This is a genomic window from Paraburkholderia tagetis (genome assembly GCF_022213065.1).
In the GTDB taxonomy this organism is placed as follows: domain Bacteria; phylum Pseudomonadota; class Gammaproteobacteria; order Burkholderiales; family Burkholderiaceae; genus Paraburkholderia; species Paraburkholderia tagetis.
Map to the genome: position 1 here is coordinate 20333 of NZ_JAKLJA010000046.1, position 25603 is coordinate 45935.

A 25603-nucleotide genomic window follows, 5' to 3' on the forward strand; every position below is an offset into this window, starting at 1 on the left:
CATTCAGCAAGGAGCAGTCATGGGCCAATATTTCCACCAGTTCCTGTTCGGCACCTATCCGTACATTTGTCTGGCGGTGCTGCTGTTCGGCTCGCTGGTACGGTTCGACCGCGAGCAATACACCTGGAAGAGCGACTCGTCGCAACTGCTGCGGCGCGGCGCGCTGCGCGTCGGCAGCAACCTCTTTCACTGGGGCATCCTGGTCGTGGCGATGGGTCACTTCGTGGGCTTTCTCGCGCCGCACTGGCTCGTGGCGCCGTTCATCTCGGCGTCCATGCACCAGTTGCTTGCGATGGTCGCGGGCGGCACCGCGGGCTTCTTCGCCATCATCGGACTCACGATGCTGATCGCGCGGCGCCTCGGCGATGCGCGCATCCGCCACAACAGCAGGACGTGGGACATCGTGATCGTGTTGATGCTGTGGGTGCAGCTCGCGCTGGGACTCGGCACCGTGGTGCTCTCGGCGGGCCACATGGACGGCGCGATGTTCGAGCAGCTCACCGACTACGTGAAGGGCGTCGTGACGTTCCGCGGCAACATCGCCGGTCTGCTCGACGGCGTGCCGCTCGTCTACCAGACGCACATCGCGCTCGGCTTCACGATCTTCCTCGTTTCGCCGTTCACGCGCATGGTGCACATCTGGAGCGGCATCGCTTCGGTGGCCTATCTGCTGCGTCCGTACCAGCTCGTGCGCAAGCGCTGAAACGACTCAAGGAGACACGTGCATGAATGCCGATAGTACCGGTAACCAAGCCGTGGCGGGCGCCGGGTTGACTGCGCCCGCACGCGTGAACCATGTGGAAATCGATCTGCAAGCCATCGCCGAGGAAAGCCGCCATCACGCCGACGATCCCGATCCGCCGCTCGCGGCGCGCCGCGCGCTGGTGGTGCGCGAGTTGCTGCGCCAGCGCGCGGTGGAGCTAGCGCTGATCGATGCCACGAGCCCGCTCGACGACGACGCCCTCGAAACCCTGCTCGCACGCGAACTGCGGGTGCCGGAGCCGACGCCCGAGGACTGCCGGCGCTTTTATGAGCAGCACCCCACGCGCTTCATCCGCAACGAGATCGTCTACGCGAGCCATATTCTCTTTGCCGTGACGGACCGCGTGCCGCTCGCGCTGCTGCGCCAGAAAGCCGAGGAAACGCTCAATGCGCTGCTGGCCGCGCCGGACACCTTCGAGGCGCGCGCCCGCGAACTTTCGAACTGCCCCTCGGCGGGCGTGGGCGGCAGCCTCGGCCAGTTGATGCGCGGCGACACCGTGCCCGAGTTCCAGAGCGCGCTGTTCGACAACCCGGACGAGGGCCTGCTGCCTCGTCTCGTGCGCACGCGCTACGGATTTCACCTCGTGCGCATCGATCGGCGCGTGGCGGGCGAGCCGGTTGCATTCGAGGCTGCCGCCGGCGACATCGCGCGCTTTCTCGCGGAGCGGGTGCGCCACAAGGCGATTCAGCAATACGTATCGATTCTGGCATCCGGGGCCTCGCTCGAAAATGCCGCCGTCGATGCAGCGGCGAGCCCACTGGTTCAATGAGCCGTACAGCACTGGGAGACGACATGAATACACGTAACAAACCAGCCCAGACCGCTGCCGCCGCACCCGAGGTCGCAGACGCCAAGGCATGGTCCGTGCTGCTCGCGAGCACGCTCGCGTTCCTGGTCTGCTTCGTGGTGTGGATGATGTTTGGCGTGCTTGGCGTGGGCTTGCGCGACGAGCTCAAGCTCAACAGCACCGAGTTCGGCTTGCTCACGGCGACGCCGGTGCTGACCGGCGCCGTGATGCGGCTTCCGCTGGGCACCTGGACCGACCGTTTTGGCGGGCGCATCGTCATGACGATCCTGCTCGTGGTCTGCGCCGTGCCCGTCTATATCATCAGTTATGCAGATCAGTTCTGGCAATTTCTCGTCATCGGCCTCTTTCTCGGCTGCGTGGGCGCCTCGTTCGCGGTGGGCACGCCCTATGTCGCGCGCTTCTTTCCGCCCAAACAACGCGGCTTCGCGATGGGTTTTTTTGGCGCGGGCACCGTGGGCGCAGCGGTCAATCTGTTCGTGACGCCAGTACTCACAAAGCTCTACGGCTGGCGTTTCGTGCCGCGCGTTTATGCCGTCGCGCTGCTCGTGACCGCCGTGATCTTCTGGCTGGGCTCCGCGCGCGACCCCGGCGCGGGCAAGGCGAACGGCTCGTGGCTCGACGCGTTCAAGGTGCTCGGCGATTCCCGCGTCTGGCGCCTGTGCCAGTACTACTCGATCACATTCGGCGGGTTCACGGCACTTTCGCTGTGGATTCCTCAATATCTGAAAGCCGAATACGGCATGTCACTGGTAATGGCTTCCGCGTTTGCGGCGGGTTTCTCCCTGCCGGGATCGGTGCTGCGGGCCGTGGGCGGCATCCTCGCCGACAAGCTCGGCGCGCATGCCGTCACGTGGTGGGGCCTGTGGGTCGCGTGGATTTGCCTGTTCATTCTCTCGTATCCGGCCACCGATTTCGTAATCCATACCATCGACGGCACTGCCACGCTGCATATCAGCATGCCAGTCGCGGGTTTCGTCGCGCTCACGTTCGTGCTGGGCGCCGTGTTCGCGTTCGGCATGGCCTCGACCTTCAAGTACGTGGCCGACGACTTTCCCACCAACATGGGTGTGGTGACCGGCATCGTGGGTCTCGCAGGCGGGCTGGGCGGCTTCCTGCTGCCGATCCTGTTCGGCGCGCTGCTCGATCTGCTCAAGATACGCTCGAGCTGCTTCATGCTGCTTTACGGCGTCGTGTCGGTCTCACTCATCCTCATCTACATTTCCGAAATCAAGCGCGCGTCGATCCTGGGCATCGCAAGACAATAATTGTGGCTCTTTTGAAATTCAAATGGGTTATGCGGTATGCGGGTTGATCGAAGTGAAGTTGAGCTTGCCAGCGATCAGGAACAGCACGGTACGCATGGTTTCGATATTCGCGTAGCCACGAGCGCGTCGCTTGGCGGCCTGAAACAGGCCGTTGATCGCTTCCAGAAAGCCGTTGGTCTGGCGCGTCTGTGTCCATGCGACGATGCCGTCGAAGTGTTTTCGGATCATGCGGGCGACCTCCTTCATGGGCTCAACCTTGGAACGCATTACGTTGGTACACCACTGCTCAAGCATCTCGGAAACGACGTTGATCTGCTTGCGATCCAGGATCTCGCGCAACTGCTCCCGATAGAGCCAGGCACGGGCCGTACGCTTCGTTGTGACGTTCGCGACCAGTGCATCGAGATCGGCGCGCTGTGCCGCATTGAGGCGGTCACGGTCCTTGAGCAACGCCCAACGCAAACCCTTGAGTTCGGGATCGGTCTTCTGTTCGAGCCGCCGGGTCTTGTCCAGTGCAACCGACGCCTGGGCGACGACGTGGAACTTGTCGAAGGTGATGCGGGCATTGGGCAAATGTTCGCTGACGCCCTTGATGAAGGCGGGAGACATGTCGATGCTGACCGAGGTGATCTGTTCGGGCTTTGCAAGGTGCGCTCGCAGGTGAGCGGCGAACGCTTTGACGGTGGCGGCATCCTTGCCGTCGGTGACGAACACGACCTTGCGTTCGTCGGCGTCAGCCACCAGCGTCAGATAGTTGTGCCCCTTTCTATAGGAGGTCTCATCCACGGCGGCACTGGTCATGCCGGACAAGTCGATCGCGGCCAGCGCCAGTTCGACATAGCGCTTGCAGATCGCATGCACGCGGTGCCACGATTCGCCAACGGCGCGGGCTACGGCTGCAAAGGGCATCTGTTGGGCGAGCGTGAGCACCATCGCCTCGAACAGCAGCGTGAAACCGCTGAGCTTGCCGGCCCAATCGGGCTCGACGAGCACCACGCGGCCGTCGGGCAGCTTCACGCGCGGCGTGCGCACTTCGAGGTAGCAGTCATGCTGAAAAAAATTCAGGTGCCGGTAACGCTTGACGATGGTGTCATGCACGGGATGCACGCCGGTCACCTCAGGATGCGCGAAGCGGCTTCCAGCGGTGAAGTCGATCTGAATCGTCAGCAGCTTGGTGGTCGCGTCGAAATCGACGCCGCTCACGAACCATGGATCACTTACACCCAATGCGGCTTCGAACAGCTTGCTGTGCATGACCTGCCTTCGTCTTGGTTATGGATAAACCGGGACGATACCACCCACTGAAAATTCAACAGAGGCATAATTGTCTCCGGCCGCCCAATCAGGCTGCAACCGCTAGACTTCATATTGGCGTTAGCGACGTCACGATATTCAAATGTGGGGGATGTGCGCACGATCAGGCGAATGTGCGTTTGCAGTAAGGGTTGTCAACAGGCTATACGATCGCTGCGAACGGGCCGTCCGGATGCGACAGGCGGCGGCTGATCGCAATGCTCGGCGACCCGTCACCCACCCGGATTGCCCCGCTGCATCACAGTGTAAATGGCGTTGTTAGCGGTACCGGAAAAGTCGTTGCGCTTGACGCGCGTGACCGTATGCACAGACGCCCCGCCAAACACAAGCGGCAAATCGAGGCTCTCGCGCGTCGGGTTGCTTAGCCAGAGCAAGAAGCAATGCCTCGCCAACTCAGCCGAGGTCAGTCAGATGACTTCTCTGCCCGCGAAAACGTGCAATTCTCAGTCAAATTTTTGAGAGAATTTTCCTTAAAAATCAACGACACAACTATACGACTAGCCTCAATGCCCAAGATCCACACCGTGAAAATCCCTGCAAATCAACGACGGCACTATACAACTTTATTTTCACTCACCACGGTGAGAGTCCCTGGTAGCGGATCGATCTAACCTGTCGACCGTCCGAAGCGCGAACGTTTGACGCAGACGGGAATACGGTTCACGACCAAGGAAATTAGGATAGGGGCAGGCCTCGCGGCCCGACCCCTCCTGCACCACCGTGCGTACGGGTCGCTTTCCAGTTGTAGTAGGTCGCTTCCGAGATGCCGTACTTGCGGCACAGCTCCGCCGGCTTCAGGCCAGCCTCAGCTTCCTTCAAGATGCCGATGATTTGTTCTTCGGTGAATCGCTTTTTCATTGCCGATCCTCTCTGGAACGGACTCTACACCGTCACCGTACTAAGTAAACGCGGGGAGCAGGTCAAACAGTCTGGTTCCCGCAAATGGGTAGCCCTGGAATTGTCATGTACTCCTCTGGACATTGGCCTGGTGCCGGCGGGTTCGTGGAGCTCGACTTGAGCGAGGGGCGACTGCCAGATCAGCAGCACTCGCCTTGATCCTGATGGGTGACTGGTGCGGATCAGTTCCGCAGCCAGACAGACGAGAAACCGGGCGCGTCATCATGCGTTTCGCAGCGCGGTGTGGTGATGACAGATTTGCCGTGCGACGTAACTTGAGGCCTCGGGTGGATTCATTTACCTCTTAACCTTGGCCTTTCAATGGGTGACATCTTTGCTTTGTTCTATGGCAGAGTGAAGTAGCTCTTGGCGAGCCGCATGTTCCTCCTTCGGGTGGCGCCAATCTCAGTTCGTGGCCGCATTAGACCTTGCGGGCCTGGAAACACCGTCTTTTACAGGATTCACCATTTTCGTGGGATCGAAGTCCGCCAACTTACCGTCCTTCCAGAGACCGCTGAACTCTTCGATATCCTCACCGTTTGCTTCACGCAATACACGCGCCGCCTGAAATTGCTGGTCGGCGTTGACATGGACGGCAAGGAGCACGCCGGATTCGCGCTCGTGAGGCACGGCCGAAACGGCGGGCTGATCGGTGCGCTGTTCGCCACGCGTCATCAACAGCGCGCCGCCCAGTGTGCCGATGCATGCGCCGACAGCGGTCGCGACCGGTAGCACCAGAAGCGAGTGAAAGAGCACGATCGTCAGCACGCCGGCCACCAGCGCCCCAACGATCGCACCGAATTCACCGCCGCCTGTCGCTCCAAGGCCTGCAGGCCGCGCCTGAGGATCGGCAAATTCGTCGCCGCCGAGGGGAAACCGGTCGTGCTGGCCACCGGGATTCACATAGAACTCGGCGACATCCTCGGCGACGAAGCCGCTCATCAATAGCTTCGACTTTGCCGCGTCTGCGGCGTCAAACGTGGTAAAGCGTGCTGCGACGATCTGTGACATGGCTGACTCCCTTTGGCAGTCAGATTCCTTGGGTGCACGAGGTGAATCCGTTCGTCGCCGTGGCGATTGCACATGGCTGAGCGCGCAAGCTACGGGAATTCGACGTCTTGCATCGATCCGCACTTGTCGTTCCGCCGGATCTCATCGGTCTGCACCTTATCGGCGGCATGCGAATTACACGACTATCACCGCCATTCCGGGATTATTTTTGCTTGCACGTAACAGGCCGCATCCACTTCAGGAGACTGACATGCTTCATTACGCGGGTTGTCTTTTTGTAACTATTCAGCAGGCGGCATAGGCGAGAGCACGTTGCCGGCGAACGCGATTCAAAATCTGCAGGATTGTCTCCGCCGACATTCAGGTTCTGTCATGCAGTTGCGTCGATCAAACCCATCATGCGTGCGGTATCCGCCGCCGGCAGCGCTGTGCGCAGCGCCATGATCAGCACCAGCAGGCTCCAGACCGCAACGCACAGCACACCCCATCCAAAATCGAGTACGCCTTTGCCGCCGCCGATGCCGCTCAACCAGGACAGGATCCACATGCCGCCGAACCATGGCAGTAGCCACGCAATATGCCGCCAGCCGAATTCGCTGGCGGGCTTCCGCGCCACGAAGTGGTGGTGCAGGGCGTACAGGATGAAACCGATCGCAACAATCGCAAAGAGGAACGAGTTCGTCCGGAAGCCGGTCCAGTAGATCACCCAGTTGCTGCAGATGAACGCCGCCGGCGCAATCAGCCATGCCCCCTTCAGGCGGAACGGCCGCGCGAGATCCGGCATGCTATGGCGCAGAACGAGCAGCGCGATCGGGCCCAGACCGTAGGTGAGCACGGTGATCGAGGTAATGTAGTTCACCATCTGCTGCCAGGCAGGGAATGGCAGCAGGAACACCGCGCCGACGATCCACATCACCAGCACGGCGACCCATGGCACGCGGTTCGCATTCAGCCTGACAAGCGTACGTGGGCCCGCATCCATTTCGCCGATCGCGAACAGGATGCGTGAGCCGCCCGTCACGTACATCAGACCGGTGCCGCCTGGCGAGATATAGGCATCGATGTAGAGCAGCGTGGCCATCCAGCCGAGGCCCAGCGTCGCGGCGAGGCCCGCGAATGGCCCCATCTGTCCGGTGTAGCTCAGATGCGCCCAGCCATGAGCCAGGTCGGCCGGCGCCAGCGCGTACAGGAACGCCACCTGCAGCAGGATGTAGAGGATCGCCGCCAGCACCACCGGGCCCATGACCGCGAGCGGAATGTTGCGGCCGGGATTGGCGCTTTCGCCTCCGAGGTCGATCGCGGTGCGGAAGCCGAGATAGCTGAAGATGATCCCGGCTGCCGGCAGCGCGGTGAACACGCCGGTAGCCTTGTAGCCGGTCGGGTCCGCGGCCATCACGTTCTGCTCGCGGCGAACAGCACGACCACGGTCAGCAGCGGCACGAAGAGCTTCCACCAGGTCACCGTTGAATTGACGTTCAGCAACCAGCGGACGGTCATCAGGTTCAATACGGCCATGATCCCGAGCAGAATGGCGCAGGTCACAAACCCCGTGGGGGTCAGCAACCCTTCGCCGCCGGGCTGGATGAAGTACGGCAGATAGTTGTTCGCGTAGGTGACGATGGCCTCGGACTCGACTGCTGGTACCGGCACATACGCGAGAAACAGCATCCAGCTCCATATCCGTCCCATGCCGTCGCCGTGACTGGCGTGACTCATGTGCACGAGCGCACCGCTGCGCGGAAACAGTGCGGAGAGTCCCGCAAAGCACAGCGCGATCAGCATGATGATGATCGCGCCGGCCACCCAGCTCCAGATGCTGAGCGGTCCTGCGATCTTCGATGCATGAAACGCGCCGAAGAGCCACCCGGAGCCGACGATGCTCGTCGTGCTCGCGAACAGCAGCCCGATGTTGCCGGCATCCCTGCGCAGGGTTCCGGACGCGTTTGATCGTGCTACTTCAGCCATCATGGCCTCCTGGTATTCCACCTTTGTCCACCAGGCATCAACGCGCAGCAGCAAAACAGCATGACGTCTACAGCCCCCAGATGATGTCGGCATTGTGTTTGCGGGCTTCACGCATCATGGCGAGAAACGGCCACGCCCGCTGCGAAAGGCCGCCGCCCGACGCCTTGCTGCGATCCCGGGAATACTGCAGCAATTCGAGCGCAAGCTCTGCCTTCTGGTCGTCCGAAATCGCCGCCTCGAGGCGGCGGATGGCAACAGGCAGCTCGTCGTGCAGGATGACGCCGCGCGTGTCGAGCCGCTTGCCGACGAGTCCGAGCAGATACTGGGCGAGATCTCTCAGCATCACGACATCCGGCGCAGCAGTCGACTGAAACGTGACCAGCATGACGGTTCTCCGTCGATTCCGTGTTGTCTGCCGACGGTGTGATCCGGGCTTCCCGTGCGACTCCCCGCAGCAACCCCATCGGGCCTTCAGGATGACCGGATTCAGCGGATCGGGATCCGGCGCAACGTCCCCCCGGGATGTGTGCTATCCGCGGGAATCATGCCTGTATTCCAGCGCGGACTGTGATCCTCAGGAGCCCGGCCACCAGAAGGCTTGCCTGTATTTTATATCACAGTATGATATATTCAAGCGCAGGAAGTTCCGTTCAAGAATCCTGTGCCGGCACGGCTTGACGCAGCATTCGTCCAGAAACGATCCCGAATATATCGCGGCGTGATATATTCGTTATCCTTAGCAAAATATGAGGGATTTGCGATGACTACACGACCACCACGACTGACGAAAACCGATTTCGAGCAGCTCTCTGAATTCCGGCACCAGCTGCGGCGGTTCGAACACTTTTCCGATCAGGCTGCGCAGAGCGAAGGCATCACGCCGCTGCAGTATCTGTTGCTGCTGCATATCAAGGGCTACCCCGGGCGCGAGTGGGCGAATGTCGGCGAGCTGGCCGGGCGCCTGCAAGCGCGACATCATGGCGTGGTCGCGCTGGTCACTCGCTGTGAGGCACTGGGCCTTGTCCGTCGGCATGTGAGCGAGACCGACCAGCGACAGGTCGAGGTTCATCTGCTGAAGGCCGGCGAGACCCTCCTTTCAAAGCTGGTCGAAATGCACCGGGCAGAACTCAGGTCGCTCGAGGGGGCGTTCCGTGTTCCCCGAACCGGATTCGCGCAAACACAATCGGTGCATCCCGCTCCGGGACTTGCAGATTGAGGCAATAGCAGGTCAGGGCGGCTTTAAGAATTGCTTAAGTCTGCTGGCCTAGTCTCGAAGAAATGCGGTGTGGAGGTAAGGCGCGCGCACGCAGTGTGGGTCGCCGGCGGTTTTCCATGCCGTCTGGAGCGATGTCGTGCAAACCGGAAATCTGCTGTGCGCGCGGCTCGCGGCATGCCTGATCCCTGCGCTGTCTGTGGGATGCGTGTCCCCTTCGGCGCAGCCGTCAGTCGCACCGGACGTGGTGCTTGCCAGCGCTCTGCCTGCGGTACAACACGGCCCGCCGCCCGGGATCGTGACGGATTTTGCCGACCTGGTCCGGCAGAACGGACCCGCCGTGATCAATATCAGCGCGGCTCACCGCACGCATGTCGCGAACCTCACGGCGCTCTGGCCGCCTGCCCCACGCGAGGACGAGCCGTTTGTCCAGTTCTTCAGGCAGTTTTCGCCCGGTGAATCCAGTGACGCACAGTCTCAGGGAAGTGCCGGCTCCGGCTTCATCATCAGCCCGGATGGGTACATCCTCACCGATGCGAGGGTGGTCGAGGGCGCCACCCATGTCAGGGTCAGCTTGACCGACGGGCGCGAATTTACGGCCTCCATCGTCGGCATCGACTCACCGAGCGATGTCGCGTTGCTGAAAATCGGCGCGCGCGGTCTGCCTACCGTGAAAATCGGCACGCCATCGGCTGCAAAGGTCGGACAGTGGGGCGTCTCCATTGGTTCGCCCTACGGGCTCGACAACACGGTTACTGCCGGCATCATCAGCAGCAAGGGACGACTGCTTCCGGCTGAAACGTACATTCCGCTGATCCAGACCGATCTCACACTCAATGCAGGCGACTCGGGCGGGCCGCTTTTTGATCTGGGCGGCACCGTGATAGGCCGCGATGCGCCCGCGCGTCCCGCGCTTCAGGGACTCTCATCCGCCATTCCGATCGATGAAGCGATGAGAATCGGGCAGCAGTTGCGGCTTCACGGGAAGGTCGAACATGGCCGTCTGGGCGTCACTGTGCAGGAAGTCAGCGTGCCGCTGGCGCAGTCCTTTGGATTGCAAAAGCCGGTCGGTGCCCTCGTCAGTTCAGTTGACGTGAGCGGTCCGGCGGCCAGATCGGGACTGCGCAGTGGGGACGTTATCCTCCGTCTCGACGACGTGCCAATCACCGACTCGAAACAATTACCGATGGTCGTCGCCGACCGGCGACCGGGAACGGCCGCGCACGTCGAATTCTGGCGAAACCGCGGTACCCATGACGCCGTGGTCATGCTGGGTGCGATGTCCGGTGACCTGCTGGCCGCGGAAAGGCCCGTGCGCGTCGCAAGCGGGAAATTCGGGCTGATCGTGCGCAGCCTGACATCGGAAGAGCAACGCAAGGCTGGCTTGCCCGGGGGCGTGCTTTTCGAGCGAAGTACGGGCCCCGCCGCCCTCGCCGGCATTCTGCCGGGCGACGTCATCTCGCGGGTCAACAACAGGCCTGTATTGAACGCGGCGCAGTTACGCGAGCAACTCGACCGCGCACGAAACCGCGTCGCGCTGCTCGTGCAGCGTGACGGTCAGCCGATGTTTGACGTTGCCCGCGATTTTCGCATCCGCTAACCGAGCACTTATTATGCCGCTTCCTTTCGCTGTGCGGCGTGCCAGTCTTGTTCAAATTGCATCGGACTGACGTAATTCAACGTCGAGTGCAAGAGCGAATGATTGTACAAGCCGGCAACACAACGCCCATATCAGCGAGTCAAGGGAAGTTCTGTATCGTTGGCATCCGTGGTACGGGCACACGGTATGGATTTTCACCACGATAGAAAGGAAGAACGGCGAGTCAATCCTGCGTTGTGCGCGAGAGCCGTTTCACACGACGGGCTTGCTGGAAGTGCCGCAATGGATGTTCGATCCCGTTGCCTGCTGTTGCATGACTTCGGCGACGTCTCCCGCCGTCAGCTGTGAAGCATTGAGGGAACTGAAGTACCTGCTGGCGCAGGCGCCTGCTGCCGGGCAGCGCGATATGGTACAAGCCGAGCACCATCCTTTGCTCCGTACAGGAGGTGCTGATGCGACGCCAGACCAGCCCGCAACCGGGCGCTCAACTCGACCTGTTTCATCCTTTTCCGAAGACGCCACAGTGGACGCACCTGCCGCAGGAGGTCCGGCAGGAGACGGTGCGTTTGCTGGCGCAAATGCTGCGGCAACACCGTCGCGGCCTGTTCGCCGTCGTACACGAGCCGGAGGTGCGCGATGAGTGACAAGATTCGGGCACAGCATCTGACGCGCAAGGCCATGCTGTACGTCCGCCAGTCGTCGGCCTACCAGGTCAGCCACAATCTGGAGAGCCAGAAGCTGCAGTATGCGATGCAGGATCGTCTGCACCAGTTGGGCTGGAAGGAGATCGAAGTGATCGACGAGGATCTTGGGCGCTCTGCGGCCGGAACGCAAACGCGCACGGGCTTCGAACGAATGGTGGCAGAGGTCTGTCTTGGGCACGTCGGCGCAGTTGCCGCTCGCGAGGTTTCGCGATTTGCGCGCAACAGCCGGGAGTGGCAGCAGCTGGTTGAGGTGTGCCGCATTGTCGACACGGTGCTGATTGATCAGGAGACCGTGTACGCGCCACGGCAGAGTAACGATCGTTTGCTGCTCGGCTTAAAGGGTAGCCTGAACGAATACGAGCTGGATCTGCTGCGTCAGCGTTCGCTCGAAGCTCGGCGGGAGAAGGCCAAACGCGGTGAACTCGTCATCGTGGCGCCGGTGGGTTACTGCAAGACCGAGGACCAGCGCCTTGAGAAGGATCCGGATTTGCGCGTGCAGGACGCCATTCGCTCAGTGTTCCGCCAATTCGGCGCAGTTGGATCGGTGCGTCAGACGTTGTTATGGTTCCTGGAGCACAGCCTGCAGTTGCCGGCATGCACGCCGCGCGGCGAAATCCAATGGAAACGGCCGAACTACGGCACGGTGTACCGGATTCTGACCAACCCGATCTACGGTGGCGCGTATGCCTATGGCAAGACCGAACGCACGATCAATTACGAAGGCGGAGAACAGCGCAAACGTGATCGCCGGAAACCTCGGGATGAGTGGCTTGCGCTCATTCCCAATGCTCACGACGGGTACGTTCAGTGGGACGAATTCGAGCGGATCCAGCGCGCGATCAATGGCAACCTGCGTCTGGCCGGACACGCTGGCGCCCCAAAAAACGGCGAGGCCCTTCTGGCGGGACTGTTGCGCTGTCGGCGCTGCGCAAGCAAGCTGACGTTACACTACACGGGTAACAGGCACGACGCCTTGCGCTATAGCTGTCAACGCGGCTGGCTGGACAAGGGACAACCGCGTTGCATTGCGTTCGGTGGCACGCGCGCGGACGCGGCCATTGCCGAGGCGGTCTTGCAGGTCGTTCAACCAGCGGCAATTGAGGCGGCAATGGTGGCGCGCGAAGAAGAGACCCTGAAGCAGGATGAAGTGCTGGCCGCGCTGCAGCGGGATCTGCAAGCGGCACGCTATACCGCCCAACGCGCGCAGAAACAATACGACGCTGCTGATCCCGAAAACCGGCTCGTCGCCGACGAACTGGAGCGGCGCTGGAATGATGCGCTGCTGCGCGTGGAGGAAGTGGAATCGCGAATCGAGCAACAGACGCGCACATCCGGTCAGACACCGCCCGCCCGGCCCGATGAGTTTGCCGATCTTGCTGCAGCGTTGGAATCGATCTGGCCGCAGGCCGACGCCCGACTGAAGAAGCGTATTGTGCGCACCCTGATCCATGAAGTCGTGGTCGACGTTGACAACGCAACGAGCGAAATTGTGCTCGTCATTCACTGGAAAGGCGGAGTACATACCGAGATTCGCGTGCCACGTCGGCGGCGCGGTGAGAACACCACGCATACGTCACACGAAGCGATTGATGCCGTGCGGAAGCTCGTCCGTATCTGTCCGGATCTGGTGATTGCTGGCGTGCTCAATCGCAATGACTTGCGAACCGGCCGGGGTAACTTGTGGACCCAGGGGCGAGTCACCGCGTTGCGTAGCCACCATCAGATCCCTGTCTATTCGAGCGAGCGACGTGCCGCTGAAGGTTGGATGACGTTGACCGAGGCTGCGGCGTTCGTCGGCGTGAGCCCCGGAACGCTCAGGCTTGCGGTCGAGCGCAACGAAATCGTAGCCGAGCATCCGCTGCCCAATGGTCCGTGGATCTTCAATCGCAATTCACTGGACGGGGATGCCGTCTCCGAACTCGTCGCCAGGGCACGTGCGCGGCGCGGATACCCCACAAAACCAATGGCACAACAGGGCTCTCTAGATTTATCAAGCACATAGCGAGGTTGGGCAGTATGAAACATACTTGTAGAAGCTCAACCAGTCGATTACCTCGTCCATCGCTTCGCGACGCGTCGCAAAGCGTTTGCCGTGGATGCGCGCCTGCTTCAGCGATCCCCACAGGCTTTCGGTCGGTGCGTTGTCCCAACAATTTGCTCGGCGACTCATCGAGCTTTGCATGCCGTAGCTCTTGAGCAGGTCCTGAAACTCGGCGCTGCAATATTGGCTCCCACGGTCGCTGTGCACGATCAGACCGGTCTCGGGGCGACGACGGAACCACGCCATACGCAACGCGTCAGAAACCAGCTCCGTGCGCATGTGCGGCTTGAGCGACCAGCCCACGACCTGGCGGCTAAACAGATCCAGGATGACCGTCAGGTACAGCCAGCCCTCGTCGGTCCACAGATACGTGATGTCTGTCGTCCAGACCTGATCGGGCTTCGCCGGCGAGAAGTCGCGTTGCAGCAGGTTCGGTGCGACCGGAAGGTTGTGGCTGCTGTCTGTCGTGGCCTTGAAGCGGCGTTTGGTCCGCGCCTTGATGCCATGCAGCTTCATCAGCCGTTGAACCCGGTCCTTGCTCACGCGAATGCCTTGCGCAAGCAGCTTTTTCCACACGCGCGGCCAGCCGTACTCGCCTTTGGATTCGGCGTGCACGGCCTTGATGTGGACCAGCAACGCATCGTTGCTGATACGTCGGCGCGGCCGATCAGGATCAACGTCTCGGGCCTTGCGGTTGTGATAACCACTGGGGCTGACACCCAGCGCCTCACAGGCCACGGATACCGGCCATTGTCGGCTGTGCCGCTCAATCCAGGCATACTTCACGCCGACCTCTTCGCGAAGTATGCCGTCGCTTTTCCCAGGATGTCGCGCTCCATGCGCAGCTTCGCGTTCTCTGCCCTGAGTCGCGCAATTTCCATCTGTTCGGCCGATACCTGTTTGCCTGCGCCAGCGAGCTTGCCAGCCTCGTCAGCCTTGAGCCAGCTGTTTAGCGTCTGCGTACTGATGCCCAGAATCTTTGCCACCGCCGCCTGGCTCTGGCCGTTACGCACCATGCGAACCGCCTCAACCTTGAATTCCAGCGTGTACCGCGCCCTCGGGTTACCCATTGCTCAATCCTCCGTCACTGAAGTTTTACACACTCTCAATAACGGATACGTTTTTCGAGGGCAAGGTCAGTTCGTTGCTATTGATGTCGGTTAATAAACGCAGTGGCGGATACGGCAAACATTTTGTGCACTGGATGGAGATCAACATGAAAGGCAGCTTGAAATTGCGGTGGAGCGTGGTGGCGCTAGTGTTCGCTGGAAGCGCACAACAGGCGTTTGCCATGCCGGCTAGCCTTCCCCCACTGCAGCATGCGGGTAGCATCAGCTATCTGTCCGGAGAGGTGTGCCCCTTCTATGTAATTCGTCAAGCGTTAGGAGCTGATTTGAGTTCCTAAAAGGTGCCGTCGCGCAGCATGGCGAACAGGACATCGCAGCGTCGCCGTGCCAGCGCAATAAGCGCCTAGTCCGTTGAACCATTGAAATTGCACTGATCTAATAGTGCATGGGTAAAATGAATCTGAGTGAAACCGAGCGCGAAGAGCTGATGTCGATGCAGCGCAGCCGCACGATGGCCGTTGGCCAGGTAAGGCGTGCGCGATTGATCTTGCTGCTCGACGAAGGGGCCTCGCGCGCGGCGATCATGGCCGAATTGCACTGCGATTCGCGTTTCATCACAACGTGGCAAACGCGTTTCGCAAGTGAGCGCTTGGCTGGCCTGTACGGCAGACATCCAGGCCGCGCGCCGCGACCTGACCTGGCGGGCCTTGAAGCGAGAGTGCTCGACTACACGCTGCGACGCAAACCTGCCGACGGCTCGACACACTGGAGCAGCCGCAAACTGGCGGCACAGCTGGGCATGACTTTCATGACCGTGCAACGTATCTGGCGCAAGCACGACATTCGGCCACATCGTCTCGATACCCATATGGTGTCCAACGATCCCGACTTTGAGGCGAAGGCGGCCGACGTGATCGGGCTGTACCTCAATCCGCCATTGCATGCGGTGGTGTTCTGCGTGGACGAGAAGACAGCCATCCAGGCGCTGGATCGCAAGGACCGGATGCTGCCGCTCTCGCCCGGGCGGGCCGAGAGTCATGGCTTTGAATACAAACGCAATGGAACCCTGAGCCTGTTCGCCGCATTGAATGTCGCCACTGGTGAGGTGCTGGGCAAAACCGCGCCGCGCCATACCAGCGCCCAGTTTGTTGCGTTCCTCACCGAGGTGGTGTCGGCGCAGCCACGCGGAAAGGAGATTCACGTGATCTGCGACAACGTGAGCAGCCACAAAACCGATGCTGTTTGAACATTTCTGGCTGACCATCCGAGAGTCTCGATACATTAAGTGTTCCGGGTAAACGGTTTTGAAGTTGACGCGTTTTAGTAAGTAGTCCAACTCAAACGTCGTCAGATGAGACGCACCATCAAGCTTAGCGAAGTAGAGAGGCACACCTTGCAGCAATTGAGCGTGAATCATCAACATCGAGACATCCGCACGCGTGCAGCAGGGCTGCTGTTGCTGGGCAGCGGATTGAGTGCCCCCAAGGCCGCCGCAAGGCTTGATGTGAGCGCGCAGTCGATCTACAACTGGTCCCGCCTGTGGGCGGAGCTTGGCTTGTGTGGCCTTCTGGGCGGCCATGGAGGTGGCCGTCCTCGCTCGTTGTCCGAAGCCATGCTGGCCACGGCAATCGATGTTGCGCGCGCGCAGTCCATGACGCTCGGGGAAATCGCCAAGCACATCGAAGCTGAGCATGGCGAGCCGATGCCGTGCGTACTGGAAACCTTGTCGGTTGCTCTGCGGCGGGAAGGCTTCTCGTTCAAGCGCAACCGGTTCTCGCTCAAAAAAAGCGGAATCAGGAAGACTTTGAGATGAAATCGGCCACCCTCGACAAACTGCAATGTGCCGTGCGCGCCAACGCCGTGCGTCTGGTCTATCTCGATGAGGCGGGTTTTGCCGCGTCACCTCCGGTGCAAAGAGCGTGGTCACCGCGTGGTCTTCCTCATTGTGTCGAACCTCGCTTCCATTGCAGGCGTTCGGTACTTGGCGCACTCGACTTCGGCGCAAACACACTGGCTTACCATGTCGCGAGTTCGTCGATCAAAGGCGACGCTGTCGTCGCATTCCTCGAGCAGATTGCGCTGCAGGGCGATGAACGTCCGACCGTAGTGGTACTCGACAACGCTTCGATCCATCACGCCATTGATCCCGAAGTACATGAACGCTGGCTACGCGAGCATCGCATGCAACTGTTCTATCTGCCGCCATACAGTCCCGAACTCAATCTCATTGAGATCGTCTGGAAGCAGGCCAAATACCATTGGCGAAACTTCGTCACCTGGACGAAGGAAACCATTGATGACGAAATTCGCAACCTGCTCGGTGCGTACGGCACAAAGTTTCAAATCAATTTCGCCTGAACACTTACACGCCCACGTATTCGTCATGGCTGAATCAGGTCGAGAACTGGTTTGCCCGCATCCAGCGCGACGTTATTGCGCGTGGCGTATTCACCAGCACCAAGGATCTCGACAAAAAGCTCATGCGGTACATCCGTCAATACAACAAGCAAGCGCTCCCATTGAAATGGAAGTACTCCGATCCATCGCGGCGAATCCGGTGCAATTCATCCGGTTCAACGGACTAGTTATGTCGCTTGCCCTGCTGGACCTTGCGTGCGTAATAGGCTCGCGATACGGAGTCTAGTCCCTCCATCGAAGCGACGAACGATGTGATGGACGCGCCATCAGGTGTCCGCCGTGATTCGTTTTTGGCATGCCGCGCAGACCTTGTCTTGATCGAGCCATAATTCCTCTCTTTGGCCGATAATTGCGCAAACGCAAAAATCGGGGACCGTGACCCATCGCGAGCGGGCCGGGCAACGCTCCAGGTTTGGTAATACACTACATTTGCAGGGGCCGATCTTCACGTGCTGCGTCAGCATTTTGCAGTACATATTTATCGTCCTGTGGGACGGGCTATTTCGGTGCGGACTATTCAGGTTACCTCACTACGTCTTTTTCAGTCGCGCCATGCCGGGAGACCTTATCGCCGGAACAATGCGGCAGGCATATTTACGTGGAGGCGCATATGGATGGAGACAGGACTCCCGCGCGATCGATCCGGCACCGGGTCGAGTCACGGGCAAAGACACGGATCTGTTTCCGTTACAGGCCTCCAGGGCGGCATGCCTCCCTTTTTGATGTACAGATCGTGATTGACGACACCGGAGTTGCGCGCCGGATCGAAATCCGGCGCGCCACCGCCACCGCCGACGATCTGCCTCCACTGTCTCGCGGACGGCTTAGCGCAGCCCGTCTGCGAGCCGCGGTCAATCTCCTCGGCCTGATCGACCGCGTGATACGCACCCGCAGGGAGAACTACGCGCCCAGCGCGCTTGTCAGCATCCTTCACCTTCAGGGATTCCGTCGGCTAGGGAAAAACAACTGGTACTGAATTCTGGTCCTGTTCGCAAAAGGACCCGCCCCCCAGTCTGTAGCGTCGCGCAAGGGCACCAGCAAGGCGACGCGGCCCTATGGCGTTGCCTGTAGCTGCCGTGACCCGCTTGCGATGGCACTTTCCCGGACGACGATATTTGCGACGATAGACGAGTGCGTGGCCTGGGCAGGCCGTTGCCGCGTGCATCGGTGGCACCCGAAGCTGAACTAGGCCAGTGCCGTGATGCGCCGTAAAGAGCCGGACCACCGCCTGACAAGGACACGCGATCCAATCGTATTGGCTGCCGGATTCGTAAAAGGCGGCTGCGCAATCAACCGACTGGATGGGAAAGCTGCCTCTCGAACACCGCCCCGGCACGGCAATGACTTGAGGTGAGCGAGGGGCATTCATTTAGGGAATCGCAGCAGCGTCACGGGTGCCGCAACGGATAGCTGCGTGAGCCATGCCGAGCATGAAACGCGCGTTCAACATACGTTCAACATCACGCCGGAAGATGTCTACTGTGTGTCGCGCCTGCACGGCGATCGCAGCCCGGCTCCGTGGCGGTGATCCGTGCCACTGGACATCGGCGGGATCATGCCTTCAGGGCTGAAGAGGCTTGACGACGCCGCGCACGTGCGCAGTTCGACAAAGCGAGCCGCAATCCGCAAACGGGTTACTGCACGCTCACCGGACACGTGAATGATGTGCTCTACGCGCATGAGCGGCGCGCGTGCGGCGGCAGGAGAGTCGGTCTGGTCGCGACGGGAGACGCGGCACAAGCCACTTCGGCTTCCGGGAGCCTCACTGAGGCAGAGCGCTGCCCGTTATTAGCCCGATGCCCGATCCTCGCGACTCAGCGCGGCAGGCATGCAATTATGGGCCACACTGAAAATGTGTCGTTCGCTTGCCTGGGCGCTCATTTGATGCACCGCGACGTTGCTGGTCGCCGATCATGGCGGTCGGATGGCCACGGCACGGGCAACACTGCCGTTATCTGCCACCTGTATTCATCTGGGACTGGTGTTCAAGAAGGGGGACATCATGTTGCGGGCCAGTGAAATCCAAATGCGCTTTTCTCATCTGCAGCAAACCGTCAGCGAGGCATCACGGACGTGCCATGCCGTTACGACGATTCCAGAGGACGTGATGAACTGGGTAGATGAGCTCGACAAGGTATGCAAATCGGCGAGGAATATCATGTTGTCCAGGGATGAGGCGCGAATCCGGCGCTGCGTCGAAGATCTCGAGCAGATCGGGGATCGTGCGCAGCGCGCGTGCCAACAGACCGGCGGTCTCAACGCCAGGATCAAGGACGCGGTGAGTTCGATGCGTTCTGAACTTTCTGACCTGAAGCGGCAACTGCATTGAGCCAACTGAGCGCCCCGGTCCAGCACCGGGGCAATTTGCGCTACGGAGCCGCCAAGACGCGGCGCAATGCGGGGCACACCCGAGACCGTTCGCTCGCCGCAGCGGCGCCCTGCGGCGCAGGCTGATCTGAGGCAACTGCTGGTCGTGACGGCAACTGAAGCTGTCGACCGGATTCGCCACCGCGACGATACCCGGAGGCAGGACGCGACTGGTTTCCTGCCCACCTCCGGCATTGAAACATGAAATGCCCCTCGGTCGCGCGCAGGTGGGCACGCTTCTACGTCCTCGATGCACAGAACAGTCCTGTCCAGTTGTTCGACCACAGCGGGTGGTCGTGCTTGATGTCCGGGAACGATCAGATATTCCGCCGCCCACTGCTGGATGATTGTAAGCGATGATATCCGCACACCGAATGGAGAATCGTTCGCAACCAGTGGGCGAGCGTAGCCGCGACGCGACGGATCGTCGCGACCGTCGCCACGCGTCGCGGCGGCAACGTTGCGCGCCTGGCCGTCCACCCGTGCTTACCTTGATCGAGGCAGGTGCATGGTATTCTCAACTTTGTCATTACCCACCAACTTATCTGTAGTCCTCCACATCGCGGACCCAGACTGCGCCCGCCTGAATCCAGTCCCTATTGCGCGCGTCTTCAGATCTGCATATTCAGATGCAACGTCGCATACGTTCGCACCGCGCGCCTTGGCTTCATTCACCGCGTTTCCAGACGACGGATTTGTGCTGCGTTTTCCCGGATGCGCCTTTCATCTGAGATGCTCAGGCCGTACCAGACATCACGACACGAACTTTGGTCAGCCATGGCCCCACCGGGTTTCCGGCGCTTGTCACCCTCTGTCTGACGCGTCTAAACGGGACGTTCGCGCGAGGTGCGTCGTGGTCCCGACGGCCTCCGTTCTCGGCCGACACAAGCGGCATCAAGGAACGCAAGGTGGTAGCGGCCCTGGGCGGCATTTTCTGCCGCCGTCATTGAAAGGAATCCTGACCAACTTTGCGGGGGCCCGCACGACCTGACGCTGAGTCCAGTCAGGGCAGATCGGGAGAGAACAGGTCGTCCACGATCTTGCGCCCTGCACCGTAGCCGCCCATGAGTGCATCCGCCTCCGTCGCAAACAGGTGACCGCAGGTTTCGCCCAATCGCTACGGCGAGCAGATCGCGACGGTGCGCCCTTCCCTGGAAACTCTGACAAGCGCCACGTAACGGGGCGGCGTCCGCATCCGCCTGTCCGGACGGATGTTGAAGTTGACCTCCACGCAAACCTCCAGCGTGAATCCGTCTTGTATCCGTTACTTCGCGACATGTCTCGCCCGGTTCCTTTATTCGTGCCGGCAGGCGCGCACGCCTACCATTTTCTCGAGCCGCGAGCACATTGCAGAGAACTCGCTTGAGGTCAGACGCGACAGCGCGATCTGTACGTCGTCGAGATCCGGGTCTTCATCCGATTGCTGAACGGCAAACTGCTTGACCCGAACGCTTCCTGGGCCCAGCATCCGACGCAGGGTCTCCAGAGACACGCTTCCGCGCTCGACCCGCAGTTGCAGGTTGCGCTCCTGTCGCCCGGAAATGAAGCGGCGCTCCAACGGCTTCAGTCCCGCGAGAATCAGCAGCCTGACGACCGTCGCGCCGATCGCCGCCGTGTACAGCCCCCCGCCAACGGCAAGGCCGACTCCCGCGACGGACCACTGACGTGCAGCCGTGGTCAAGCCGCGCACCACTTCGCCCCGAAGCAGGATCGCCCCCGCACCGGGGAAACCAATTCCCGAGACCACCTGCGCCGCGTCCCGGGAAGGATCGAGCATGACACGCGCCCCCCAGCACGTCAGCAAAACCGAACGCGGACACCAGCATGAGCAGGCAGGCCCCGACACTGACGGTCATGTGCGTGCGCAAACCCGCGGCCCAGTTCAGTTTTTCGCGCTCGATACCGATCACGCTCCCCAATAACGCCGCCATCATGAGGCGCGACAAATTCTCGGGATTACCTGTCAATGTCTCGTCCCCGGTAGTCACCCCAATGTGCCCTTGAAGCCCTGGCTTGAGCAGCCACCAGCGACGCCACGCCAGGGTCTGCCTGCTGTCGTGAGCGGCGTGCGTGTCGAGCTCGTCCGGGAGCTGCCATGGTCGCGAGTCCGGCTGTCCGATGTCTGTTGTCCCAGCCCATGACCCTGCGACAGGGTGGCGATGTGCGGCCTGACCCGGATTTCGTTTTAGAGAATGAAGGGACTTCGCCGTCCCGTGGCTGCGGTGGAAGCCGCAGATCGGCATCAAAGTGCCATGATGAAGTTCCGAACGTTCATCGACACCAGCAAGAGGGGAAGTCCATGGCGATTGTCACTATCGAAATCGATCTCGCCAGGACCGGACGCTTTCACACGAGCCCCCAGCGCGCCACGGAAATCGCCGGCGGGGTATTGCCGCCGTAACCGGAGTACACTGGAACTGGCAACAATCACCGGTACGCCGCGCCCCCTGGGTGCCCTGGGTGAGCGCGGCCCGGTCGTCAATCAGCGATGGACACGCATTCGAGCCTGCAGCTTCGGCCGCCGCGCGAGCGCGGCACAGGGCCAGCGTTTGGACTGGCGGTGAGCCTGCATGTCGTGCTGCTAGCGCTCGTGCTGGCCGGCACGAAAAGCCCGCAGGTGGCACCCACTGGCCCGCACATCGTGGTCACCGGATCGGTGACACCCTTCCTGCCGGCCGCTCCGCTCCCGCGGGTGGCCAGCCGGGCGTGGGCACCACGGGTCACGGCAGCGCCTGCCCGGCTCCTCGCCGCGAACGAACCGGCGCCTGTGGCGCGGCATCGCAGCATCGCCACCAGGCCCACGCGACTGCATCGGTCCGCCTTGCGCATCGCACGTGTCAGCGCGGTACCCCGGCCGCCGCCGGTTGTCGAAATCACCGTCGCGCCGCCACGAGACCGCCCCCTCGAGCGGGAGCGCGCAGCACGGCTCGCCGCGCTGCAGGCTGTCGCAGGCAGGCCTTTGCCAGCAAGCGGGGTATCGGCGGAGTATGCCGAGAAGGTGGCGCGTCGGGTGCGCGCCAACGTCCTCGCCCCGTTCGATATCGAGGGCAATCCGTCTGCGGTCATCGCGGTCACGTGCACCCCCAGAGGGGCGCTACTCAGTGTCAAGGTCGAGCGTTCGAGCGGAAATCCGCAGTGGGATCGGGCCGTGGTGGCCGCCGTCGAGGATTCAGATCCCATGCCGGTCGATGCGAGCGGCAGCGCACCGACGCGCTTTGTCATGACATTTCGCCCGAAAGGATGAGCTTGCACCGCCGGATGTCCGCTGTCGGGAAGCGGCCGGATCTGGGTGGCGCGCGCCCTTGCGGGCTGCCACGCGCGGGTGCTGTCCGCGTCTGGCAGGATCTCCGCTCACGCACCGGGCCGGCACGCCCTCATTCTGCAAGGGCACGATCTATCCGTGCCGGCTTGTGCAGCGTGTTGTCGTGGTGAACCGGATCTACGGACGGAAGCGCTTCACGGGCAGTGGCGCTGGTCCATACCGGGAACTGGTGCTCGCACGGTGCAGCGAGGCGGCGACCTGCGCAAAGGCGGTGCGGTGCCCGCTGTAGCGGATTGCGGAACTCGCCGGGCAGGCGTGCGATAGCATCTGCACGCGGCGGCATGCTCTGTTCCACGGGCCACCGTGAGCGCCCTGCAGTGCAGGCTGGAACGCCTGTTGCCGTCGCCGGGCAACGTTCCGCTGTTCGCGCGAGGGGCTGCGGGGATGGGGCGCGACCTCGCGACGGCACGGACCATCGTCGAGACGCATCCCGGGTACAGCGGCACGCCGGCGGGATCATGCCACTTCGCGAGCGGGGCGGCGTGCCGTCCGGCCCCTTCGACCGGAGTGACCGGACCTCCGGCGCGAATCCGTTACCGTGCCGCTGCGCCACATTGAACCGCGGGGCGGAGAGCGTGTCTGTCTTTCAGGCTCACTTCGATGCGAAGGACGGCAAATGGACCAGCGACCGAAGCCCGCGCCGGCGGGTGGCAATACGACCGGGGAACCGCTACCGGGTGGCGTGCCGACCAGCCCTTTCCGCGCGCTCGACCACGCGAAACTGGCGTTGATCGCGCGCGTCACCGGCGGATTTTCGCCAGCGGCGCTGATGCTCGCATTCGCCGACTGGTCCATCCACCTGATGGCCGCACCGGGCAAACGGCTGGAACTCGCGTCGCTTGCGGCGAACAACATGCGGCGGCTGCTTCAGAATCTGGCCGGAGGGCCGCCACTTACGCTGGCGCTGGCAGATGACGACCGGTTCAGCGCGCCCGCCTGGCAAGTCGAGCCGTTCCGTCTCTGGCACCACGCTTTTCTGCTCACCGAGCAATGGTGGAGCGCTGCCACCCATGAAGTACCCGGGACGACCCGTCATCATGAAGACGTCGTGTCCTTCGTCGCACGCCAGCTCCTCGACATGCTCGCGCCCGCCAACTTCGTGCCGACCAACCCCGAAGTCCTGCAGCGCACGGCCGCCACAGGCGGCGCCAATCTCGCGCTGGGCGCGTGCAACGCGTTCGACGACGTGCGGCGCGCGGTGCTGGGCCTGCCGCCCGCCGGCGCGGAACGTTTCCGGGTCGGCATCGACATCGCCGCGACCCCGGGCAGCGTCGTCTTCCGCAACCGCCTGTTCGAACTGATCCAGTATCACCCCACGACGCCCCAGGTCGCCGCCGAGCCGGTGCTGCTCGTGCCCGCGTGGATCATGAAGTACTACATCCTCGATCTGTCGCCTCACAACTCGCTGGTCCGCTATCTAGTAGACGAGGGGCATACGGTGTTCTGCATCTCGTGGCGCAACCCCGATGCGCAGGACCGTGATCTCGCGCTCGACGATTACCGGCGCCTGGGCGTCATGCCCGCGCTCGACGCGATTTCGCGTATCGTGCCGGACCGGAAAATTCACGCGACCGGCTATTGTCTCGGCGGCACGATCCTGGCAATCAGCGCGGCGGCCATGGCCAACGCCGGCGATGAACGGCTCGCGTCGGTGACGCTCTTTGCGGCGCAGACGGATTTCACCGAGCCGGGTGAACTGCAACTTTTTATCGACGACAGCCAGGTCTACTTTCTCGAGAGCATCATGTGGGAGCGCGGCTATCTTGGCGCCGACCAGATGGCAGGGTCGTTCCAGCTGCTGCAGTCGAGTGCGCTGATTGGCTCGCGCATCGTGCACGATTATCTGCGTGGCGAACGCTCGCCGATGAGCGACCTGATGGCATGGAACGCCGACCCGACCCGGATGCCTTACCGGATGCACTCGGAGTACCTGCGGCGGCTGTTCCTCGACAATGATCTCGCGTGCGCGCGCTACGAGGCTGAGGGCCGGCCGGTCTCGCTGCGCAACATCCGCGCGCCGCTGTTCGTGGTCGGCACCGAGCGCGATCACATCGCGCCGTGGCGCTCGGTCTACAAGATTCACTATCTGTCCGATACCGGCGTCACCTTCGTGCTGGCCAGCGGCGGCCATAACGCCGGCATCGTCTGCGAGCCCGGCCACCCTCACCACCAGTTCCGGATCAAGTTCACGGACCCGGCCGACATGAGTATCGGCCCCGACGAGTGGGTGGCGGCCGCCGCGCAGCGCGACGGCTCCTGGTGGCACGCGTGGAACGAATGGCTTGACGCGCACTGCGCGGCCGCACGCGTGCCGCCGCCGCGCATCGGCTTGCCCGATGCCAGCCAACCCGTGCTCGCCGATGCGCCTGGCACCTACGTCTTTCAGAAATGAAGGCTGGCGCATGGACGATCAACTGCTGCACAACCGTCCCTTTGATGAGATCACGATCGGCGAGTCGGCTTCGCTCGCGCGCACCGCACAGCGCAATGACATCGACCTGTTCGCGGCCGTTGGCCTTTTTGGTGCTGCCAGGCGCATTCCTCATTCTCGGACTGGCCTGTCTTCATCCAGGCCTTCGCGAGGAGATGGTTCGAGTCGGAGGTTTGTCCAGTCCTCTGGCAAAGGCGAGTCGTGTCTGTACAGGAATTCGGGCAAGGCTGCCATTCCGTCCTGGACGTCGCGCTGAGACGCAGCGAAGTCTGGGAAGCTGGACAGGCACGCGTGGTTGCATATTCCACGCGTACTCGAGCGCGAATTCCACGGCGACCCGAGCACCGATTCCACGATGACCCGAGCGCGAATTCCACGCACACCCGAGCGCGAATTCCACGCGTAAGCGAGCAGTAA

At 61.8% G+C, this 25603-nt stretch carries 20 protein-coding genes and 4 pseudogenes; 16 read left to right on the forward strand and 8 right to left on the reverse strand.

The window, feature by feature from the left end; genetic code table 11:
• Window positions 1-19: 19 nt before the first annotated feature.
• Genes narI through L5014_RS32315 form a run of 3 tightly spaced genes read left to right on the forward strand, consistent with a single transcriptional unit; the run spans window position 20 to window position 2836 of the window.
• Window positions 20-703 carry a respiratory nitrate reductase subunit gamma gene (gene narI / locus L5014_RS32305; RefSeq protein WP_238467861.1) on the forward strand — a complete coding sequence of 228 codons (684 nt, stop codon included), beginning with the start codon at window positions 20-22 and terminating at the stop codon, window positions 701-703.
• A gap of 22 nt (window positions 704-725) precedes the next feature.
• The gene (locus L5014_RS32310; RefSeq protein ID WP_238467862.1) at window positions 726-1532 is read left to right on the forward strand and encodes a peptidylprolyl isomerase; all 807 of its coding nucleotides are present in this window, start codon (window positions 726-728) and stop codon (window positions 1530-1532) included.
• 23 nt (window positions 1533-1555) lie between these two features.
• Window positions 1556-2836, forward strand: coding sequence for an MFS transporter (locus L5014_RS32315; RefSeq protein WP_238467863.1), 1281 nt, complete (start codon window positions 1556-1558; stop codon window positions 2834-2836).
• A 27-nt stretch (window positions 2837-2863) separates the two neighbouring features.
• Here L5014_RS32315 and L5014_RS32320 read toward each other — a convergent pair whose 3' ends face one another.
• The 6 genes from L5014_RS32320 to L5014_RS32345 all read right to left on the reverse strand — a co-directional run bounded on the left by L5014_RS32320 (window position 2864) and on the right by L5014_RS32345 (window position 8408).
• Window positions 2864-4090, reverse strand: a complete 1227-nt coding sequence (locus tag L5014_RS32320) for an ISL3 family transposase (RefSeq protein ID WP_238467864.1) — start codon at window positions 4088-4090, stop codon at window positions 2864-2866.
• A 735-nt stretch (window positions 4091-4825) separates the two neighbouring features.
• Entirely contained in the window at window positions 4826-5008 is a 183-nt protein-coding gene (locus L5014_RS32325) for a transposase (RefSeq protein WP_420800177.1), read from the reverse strand.
• A gap of 444 nt (window positions 5009-5452) precedes the next feature.
• Entirely contained in the window at window positions 5453-6058 is a 606-nt protein-coding gene (locus L5014_RS32330; protein WP_238467865.1) for a hypothetical protein, read from the reverse strand.
• A 370-nt stretch (window positions 6059-6428) separates the two neighbouring features.
• Window positions 6429-7451 (reverse strand): APC family permease, encoded by a 1023-nt coding sequence (locus tag L5014_RS32335; protein WP_238467866.1) that lies wholly within the window; start codon window positions 7449-7451, stop codon window positions 6429-6431.
• Window positions 7451-8026, reverse strand: coding sequence for an APC family permease (locus L5014_RS32340; protein WP_238467867.1), 576 nt, complete (start codon window positions 8024-8026; stop codon window positions 7451-7453). Before L5014_RS32340 ends, L5014_RS32335 begins: the two co-directional genes overlap by 1 nt.
• Before the next feature lie 64 nt (window positions 8027-8090).
• Window positions 8091-8408 (reverse strand): DUF1840 domain-containing protein, encoded by a 318-nt coding sequence (locus L5014_RS32345; protein WP_238467868.1) that lies wholly within the window; start codon window positions 8406-8408, stop codon window positions 8091-8093.
• A gap of 375 nt (window positions 8409-8783) precedes the next feature.
• On the opposite strand from L5014_RS32345, the gene L5014_RS32350 reads away from it, so the two are divergent.
• The 4 genes from L5014_RS32350 (at window position 8784) to L5014_RS32365 (ending at window position 13542) form a co-directional block, all read left to right on the forward strand.
• The gene (locus tag L5014_RS32350; RefSeq protein ID WP_238467869.1) at window positions 8784-9239 is read left to right on the forward strand and encodes a MarR family winged helix-turn-helix transcriptional regulator; all 456 of its coding nucleotides are present in this window, start codon (window positions 8784-8786) and stop codon (window positions 9237-9239) included.
• 136 nt (window positions 9240-9375) lie between these two features.
• Window positions 9376-10836, forward strand: coding sequence for a trypsin-like peptidase domain-containing protein (locus L5014_RS32355; protein ID WP_238467870.1), 1461 nt, complete (start codon window positions 9376-9378; stop codon window positions 10834-10836).
• Window positions 10837-11288: 452 nt separating this feature from the next.
• Complete coding sequence (locus L5014_RS32360; protein WP_238467871.1) at window positions 11289-11480, forward strand: hypothetical protein; 192 nt, start codon at window positions 11289-11291, stop codon at window positions 11478-11480.
• A complete protein-coding gene (locus L5014_RS32365; RefSeq protein ID WP_238467872.1) occupies window positions 11473-13542 on the forward strand; it encodes a recombinase family protein in 2070 nt (689 codons plus the stop codon). Before L5014_RS32360 ends, L5014_RS32365 begins: the two co-directional genes overlap by 8 nt.
• Window positions 13543-13563: 21 nt before the next feature.
• On the opposite strand, the pseudogene L5014_RS32370 reads toward L5014_RS32365, so the two are convergent.
• Window positions 13564-14651: pseudogene (locus L5014_RS32370) on the reverse strand (IS3 family transposase); the annotation flags it as partial.
• A gap of 442 nt (window positions 14652-15093) precedes the next feature.
• Between L5014_RS32370 and L5014_RS32375 the strand changes: the two are divergent.
• The 6 genes and pseudogenes from L5014_RS32375 to L5014_RS32400 all read left to right on the forward strand — a co-directional run.
• Window positions 15094-15891, forward strand: a pseudogene (locus L5014_RS32375) (IS630 family transposase); the annotation flags it as partial.
• A gap of 108 nt (window positions 15892-15999) precedes the next feature.
• Entirely contained in the window at window positions 16000-16461 is a 462-nt protein-coding gene (locus tag L5014_RS32380) for a helix-turn-helix domain-containing protein (protein WP_238467873.1), read from the forward strand.
• Window positions 16458-17006 carry an IS630 family transposase gene (locus L5014_RS32385; RefSeq protein ID WP_238467874.1) on the forward strand — a complete coding sequence of 183 codons (549 nt, stop codon included), beginning with the start codon at window positions 16458-16460 and terminating at the stop codon, window positions 17004-17006. Before L5014_RS32380 ends, L5014_RS32385 begins: the two co-directional genes overlap by 4 nt.
• Before the next feature lie 5 nt (window positions 17007-17011).
• A pseudogene (locus L5014_RS32390) lies at window positions 17012-17233 on the forward strand (IS630 family transposase); the annotation flags it as partial.
• A gap of 566 nt (window positions 17234-17799) precedes the next feature.
• A complete protein-coding gene (locus tag L5014_RS32395; RefSeq protein ID WP_238467875.1) occupies window positions 17800-18042 on the forward strand; it encodes a hypothetical protein in 243 nt (80 codons plus the stop codon).
• A gap of 1026 nt (window positions 18043-19068) precedes the next feature.
• A complete protein-coding gene (locus tag L5014_RS32400) occupies window positions 19069-19395 on the forward strand; it encodes a hypothetical protein (RefSeq protein WP_238467881.1) in 327 nt (108 codons plus the stop codon).
• Window positions 19396-20727: 1332 nt separating this feature from the next.
• On the opposite strand, the pseudogene L5014_RS32405 reads toward L5014_RS32400, so the two are convergent.
• Window positions 20728-21400 (reverse strand): annotated as a pseudogene (locus L5014_RS32405) (MgtC/SapB family protein).
• A 521-nt stretch (window positions 21401-21921) separates the two neighbouring features.
• On the opposite strand from L5014_RS32405, the gene L5014_RS32410 reads away from it, so the two are divergent.
• From L5014_RS32410 to L5014_RS32420, 3 genes are all read left to right on the forward strand, one after another.
• The gene (locus tag L5014_RS32410; protein WP_238467876.1) at window positions 21922-22677 is read left to right on the forward strand and encodes an energy transducer TonB; all 756 of its coding nucleotides are present in this window, start codon (window positions 21922-21924) and stop codon (window positions 22675-22677) included.
• A 694-nt stretch (window positions 22678-23371) separates the two neighbouring features.
• Window positions 23372-25147 carry a PHA/PHB synthase family protein gene (locus L5014_RS32415; RefSeq protein WP_238467877.1) on the forward strand — a complete coding sequence of 592 codons (1776 nt, stop codon included), beginning with the start codon at window positions 23372-23374 and terminating at the stop codon, window positions 25145-25147.
• 10 nt (window positions 25148-25157) lie between these two features.
• On the forward strand, window positions 25158-25442 hold the full coding sequence (locus tag L5014_RS32420; RefSeq protein WP_238467883.1) for a hypothetical protein: 285 nt from the start codon (window positions 25158-25160) through the stop codon (window positions 25440-25442).
• Window positions 25443-25603 lie beyond the last annotated feature (161 nt).

What these genes read in the sequence shown, in the direction of transcription:
- L5014_RS32345 (WP_238467868.1), bottom strand. Translation starts at nt 8,408, where the DNA reads ATGCTGGTCACGTTTCAGTCGACTGCTGCGCCGGATGTCGTGATGCTG.
- L5014_RS32315 (WP_238467863.1), top strand. Translation starts at nt 1,556, where the DNA reads ATGAATACACGTAACAAACCAGCCCAGACCGCTGCCGCCGCACCCGAG.
- L5014_RS32325 (WP_420800177.1), bottom strand. Translation starts at nt 5,008, where the DNA reads ATGAAAAAGCGATTCACCGAAGAACAAATCATCGGCATCTTGAAGGAA.
- L5014_RS32410 (WP_238467876.1), top strand. Translation starts at nt 21,922, where the DNA reads ATGGACACGCATTCGAGCCTGCAGCTTCGGCCGCCGCGCGAGCGCGGC.
- L5014_RS32400 (WP_238467881.1), top strand. Translation starts at nt 19,069, where the DNA reads ATGTTGCGGGCCAGTGAAATCCAAATGCGCTTTTCTCATCTGCAGCAA.
- L5014_RS32350 (WP_238467869.1), top strand. Translation starts at nt 8,784, where the DNA reads ATGACTACACGACCACCACGACTGACGAAAACCGATTTCGAGCAGCTC.
- L5014_RS32340 (WP_238467867.1), bottom strand. Translation starts at nt 8,026, where the DNA reads ATGATGGCTGAAGTAGCACGATCAAACGCGTCCGGAACCCTGCGCAGG.
- L5014_RS32310 (WP_238467862.1), top strand. Translation starts at nt 726, where the DNA reads ATGAATGCCGATAGTACCGGTAACCAAGCCGTGGCGGGCGCCGGGTTG.
- L5014_RS32420 (WP_238467883.1), top strand. Translation starts at nt 25,158, where the DNA reads ATGGACGATCAACTGCTGCACAACCGTCCCTTTGATGAGATCACGATC.
- L5014_RS32330 (WP_238467865.1), bottom strand. Translation starts at nt 6,058, where the DNA reads ATGTCACAGATCGTCGCAGCACGCTTTACCACGTTTGACGCCGCAGAC.
- L5014_RS32385 (WP_238467874.1), top strand. Translation starts at nt 16,458, where the DNA reads ATGAAATCGGCCACCCTCGACAAACTGCAATGTGCCGTGCGCGCCAAC.
- L5014_RS32360 (WP_238467871.1), top strand. Translation starts at nt 11,289, where the DNA reads ATGCGACGCCAGACCAGCCCGCAACCGGGCGCTCAACTCGACCTGTTT.
- L5014_RS32320 (WP_238467864.1), bottom strand. Translation starts at nt 4,090, where the DNA reads ATGCACAGCAAGCTGTTCGAAGCCGCATTGGGTGTAAGTGATCCATGG.
- L5014_RS32335 (WP_238467866.1), bottom strand. Translation starts at nt 7,451, where the DNA reads ATGGCCGCGGACCCGACCGGCTACAAGGCTACCGGCGTGTTCACCGCG.
- L5014_RS32415 (WP_238467877.1), top strand. Translation starts at nt 23,372, where the DNA reads ATGGACCAGCGACCGAAGCCCGCGCCGGCGGGTGGCAATACGACCGGG.
- narI (WP_238467861.1), top strand. Translation starts at nt 20, where the DNA reads ATGGGCCAATATTTCCACCAGTTCCTGTTCGGCACCTATCCGTACATT.
- L5014_RS32380 (WP_238467873.1), top strand. Translation starts at nt 16,000, where the DNA reads ATGAGACGCACCATCAAGCTTAGCGAAGTAGAGAGGCACACCTTGCAG.
- L5014_RS32365 (WP_238467872.1), top strand. Translation starts at nt 11,473, where the DNA reads ATGAGTGACAAGATTCGGGCACAGCATCTGACGCGCAAGGCCATGCTG.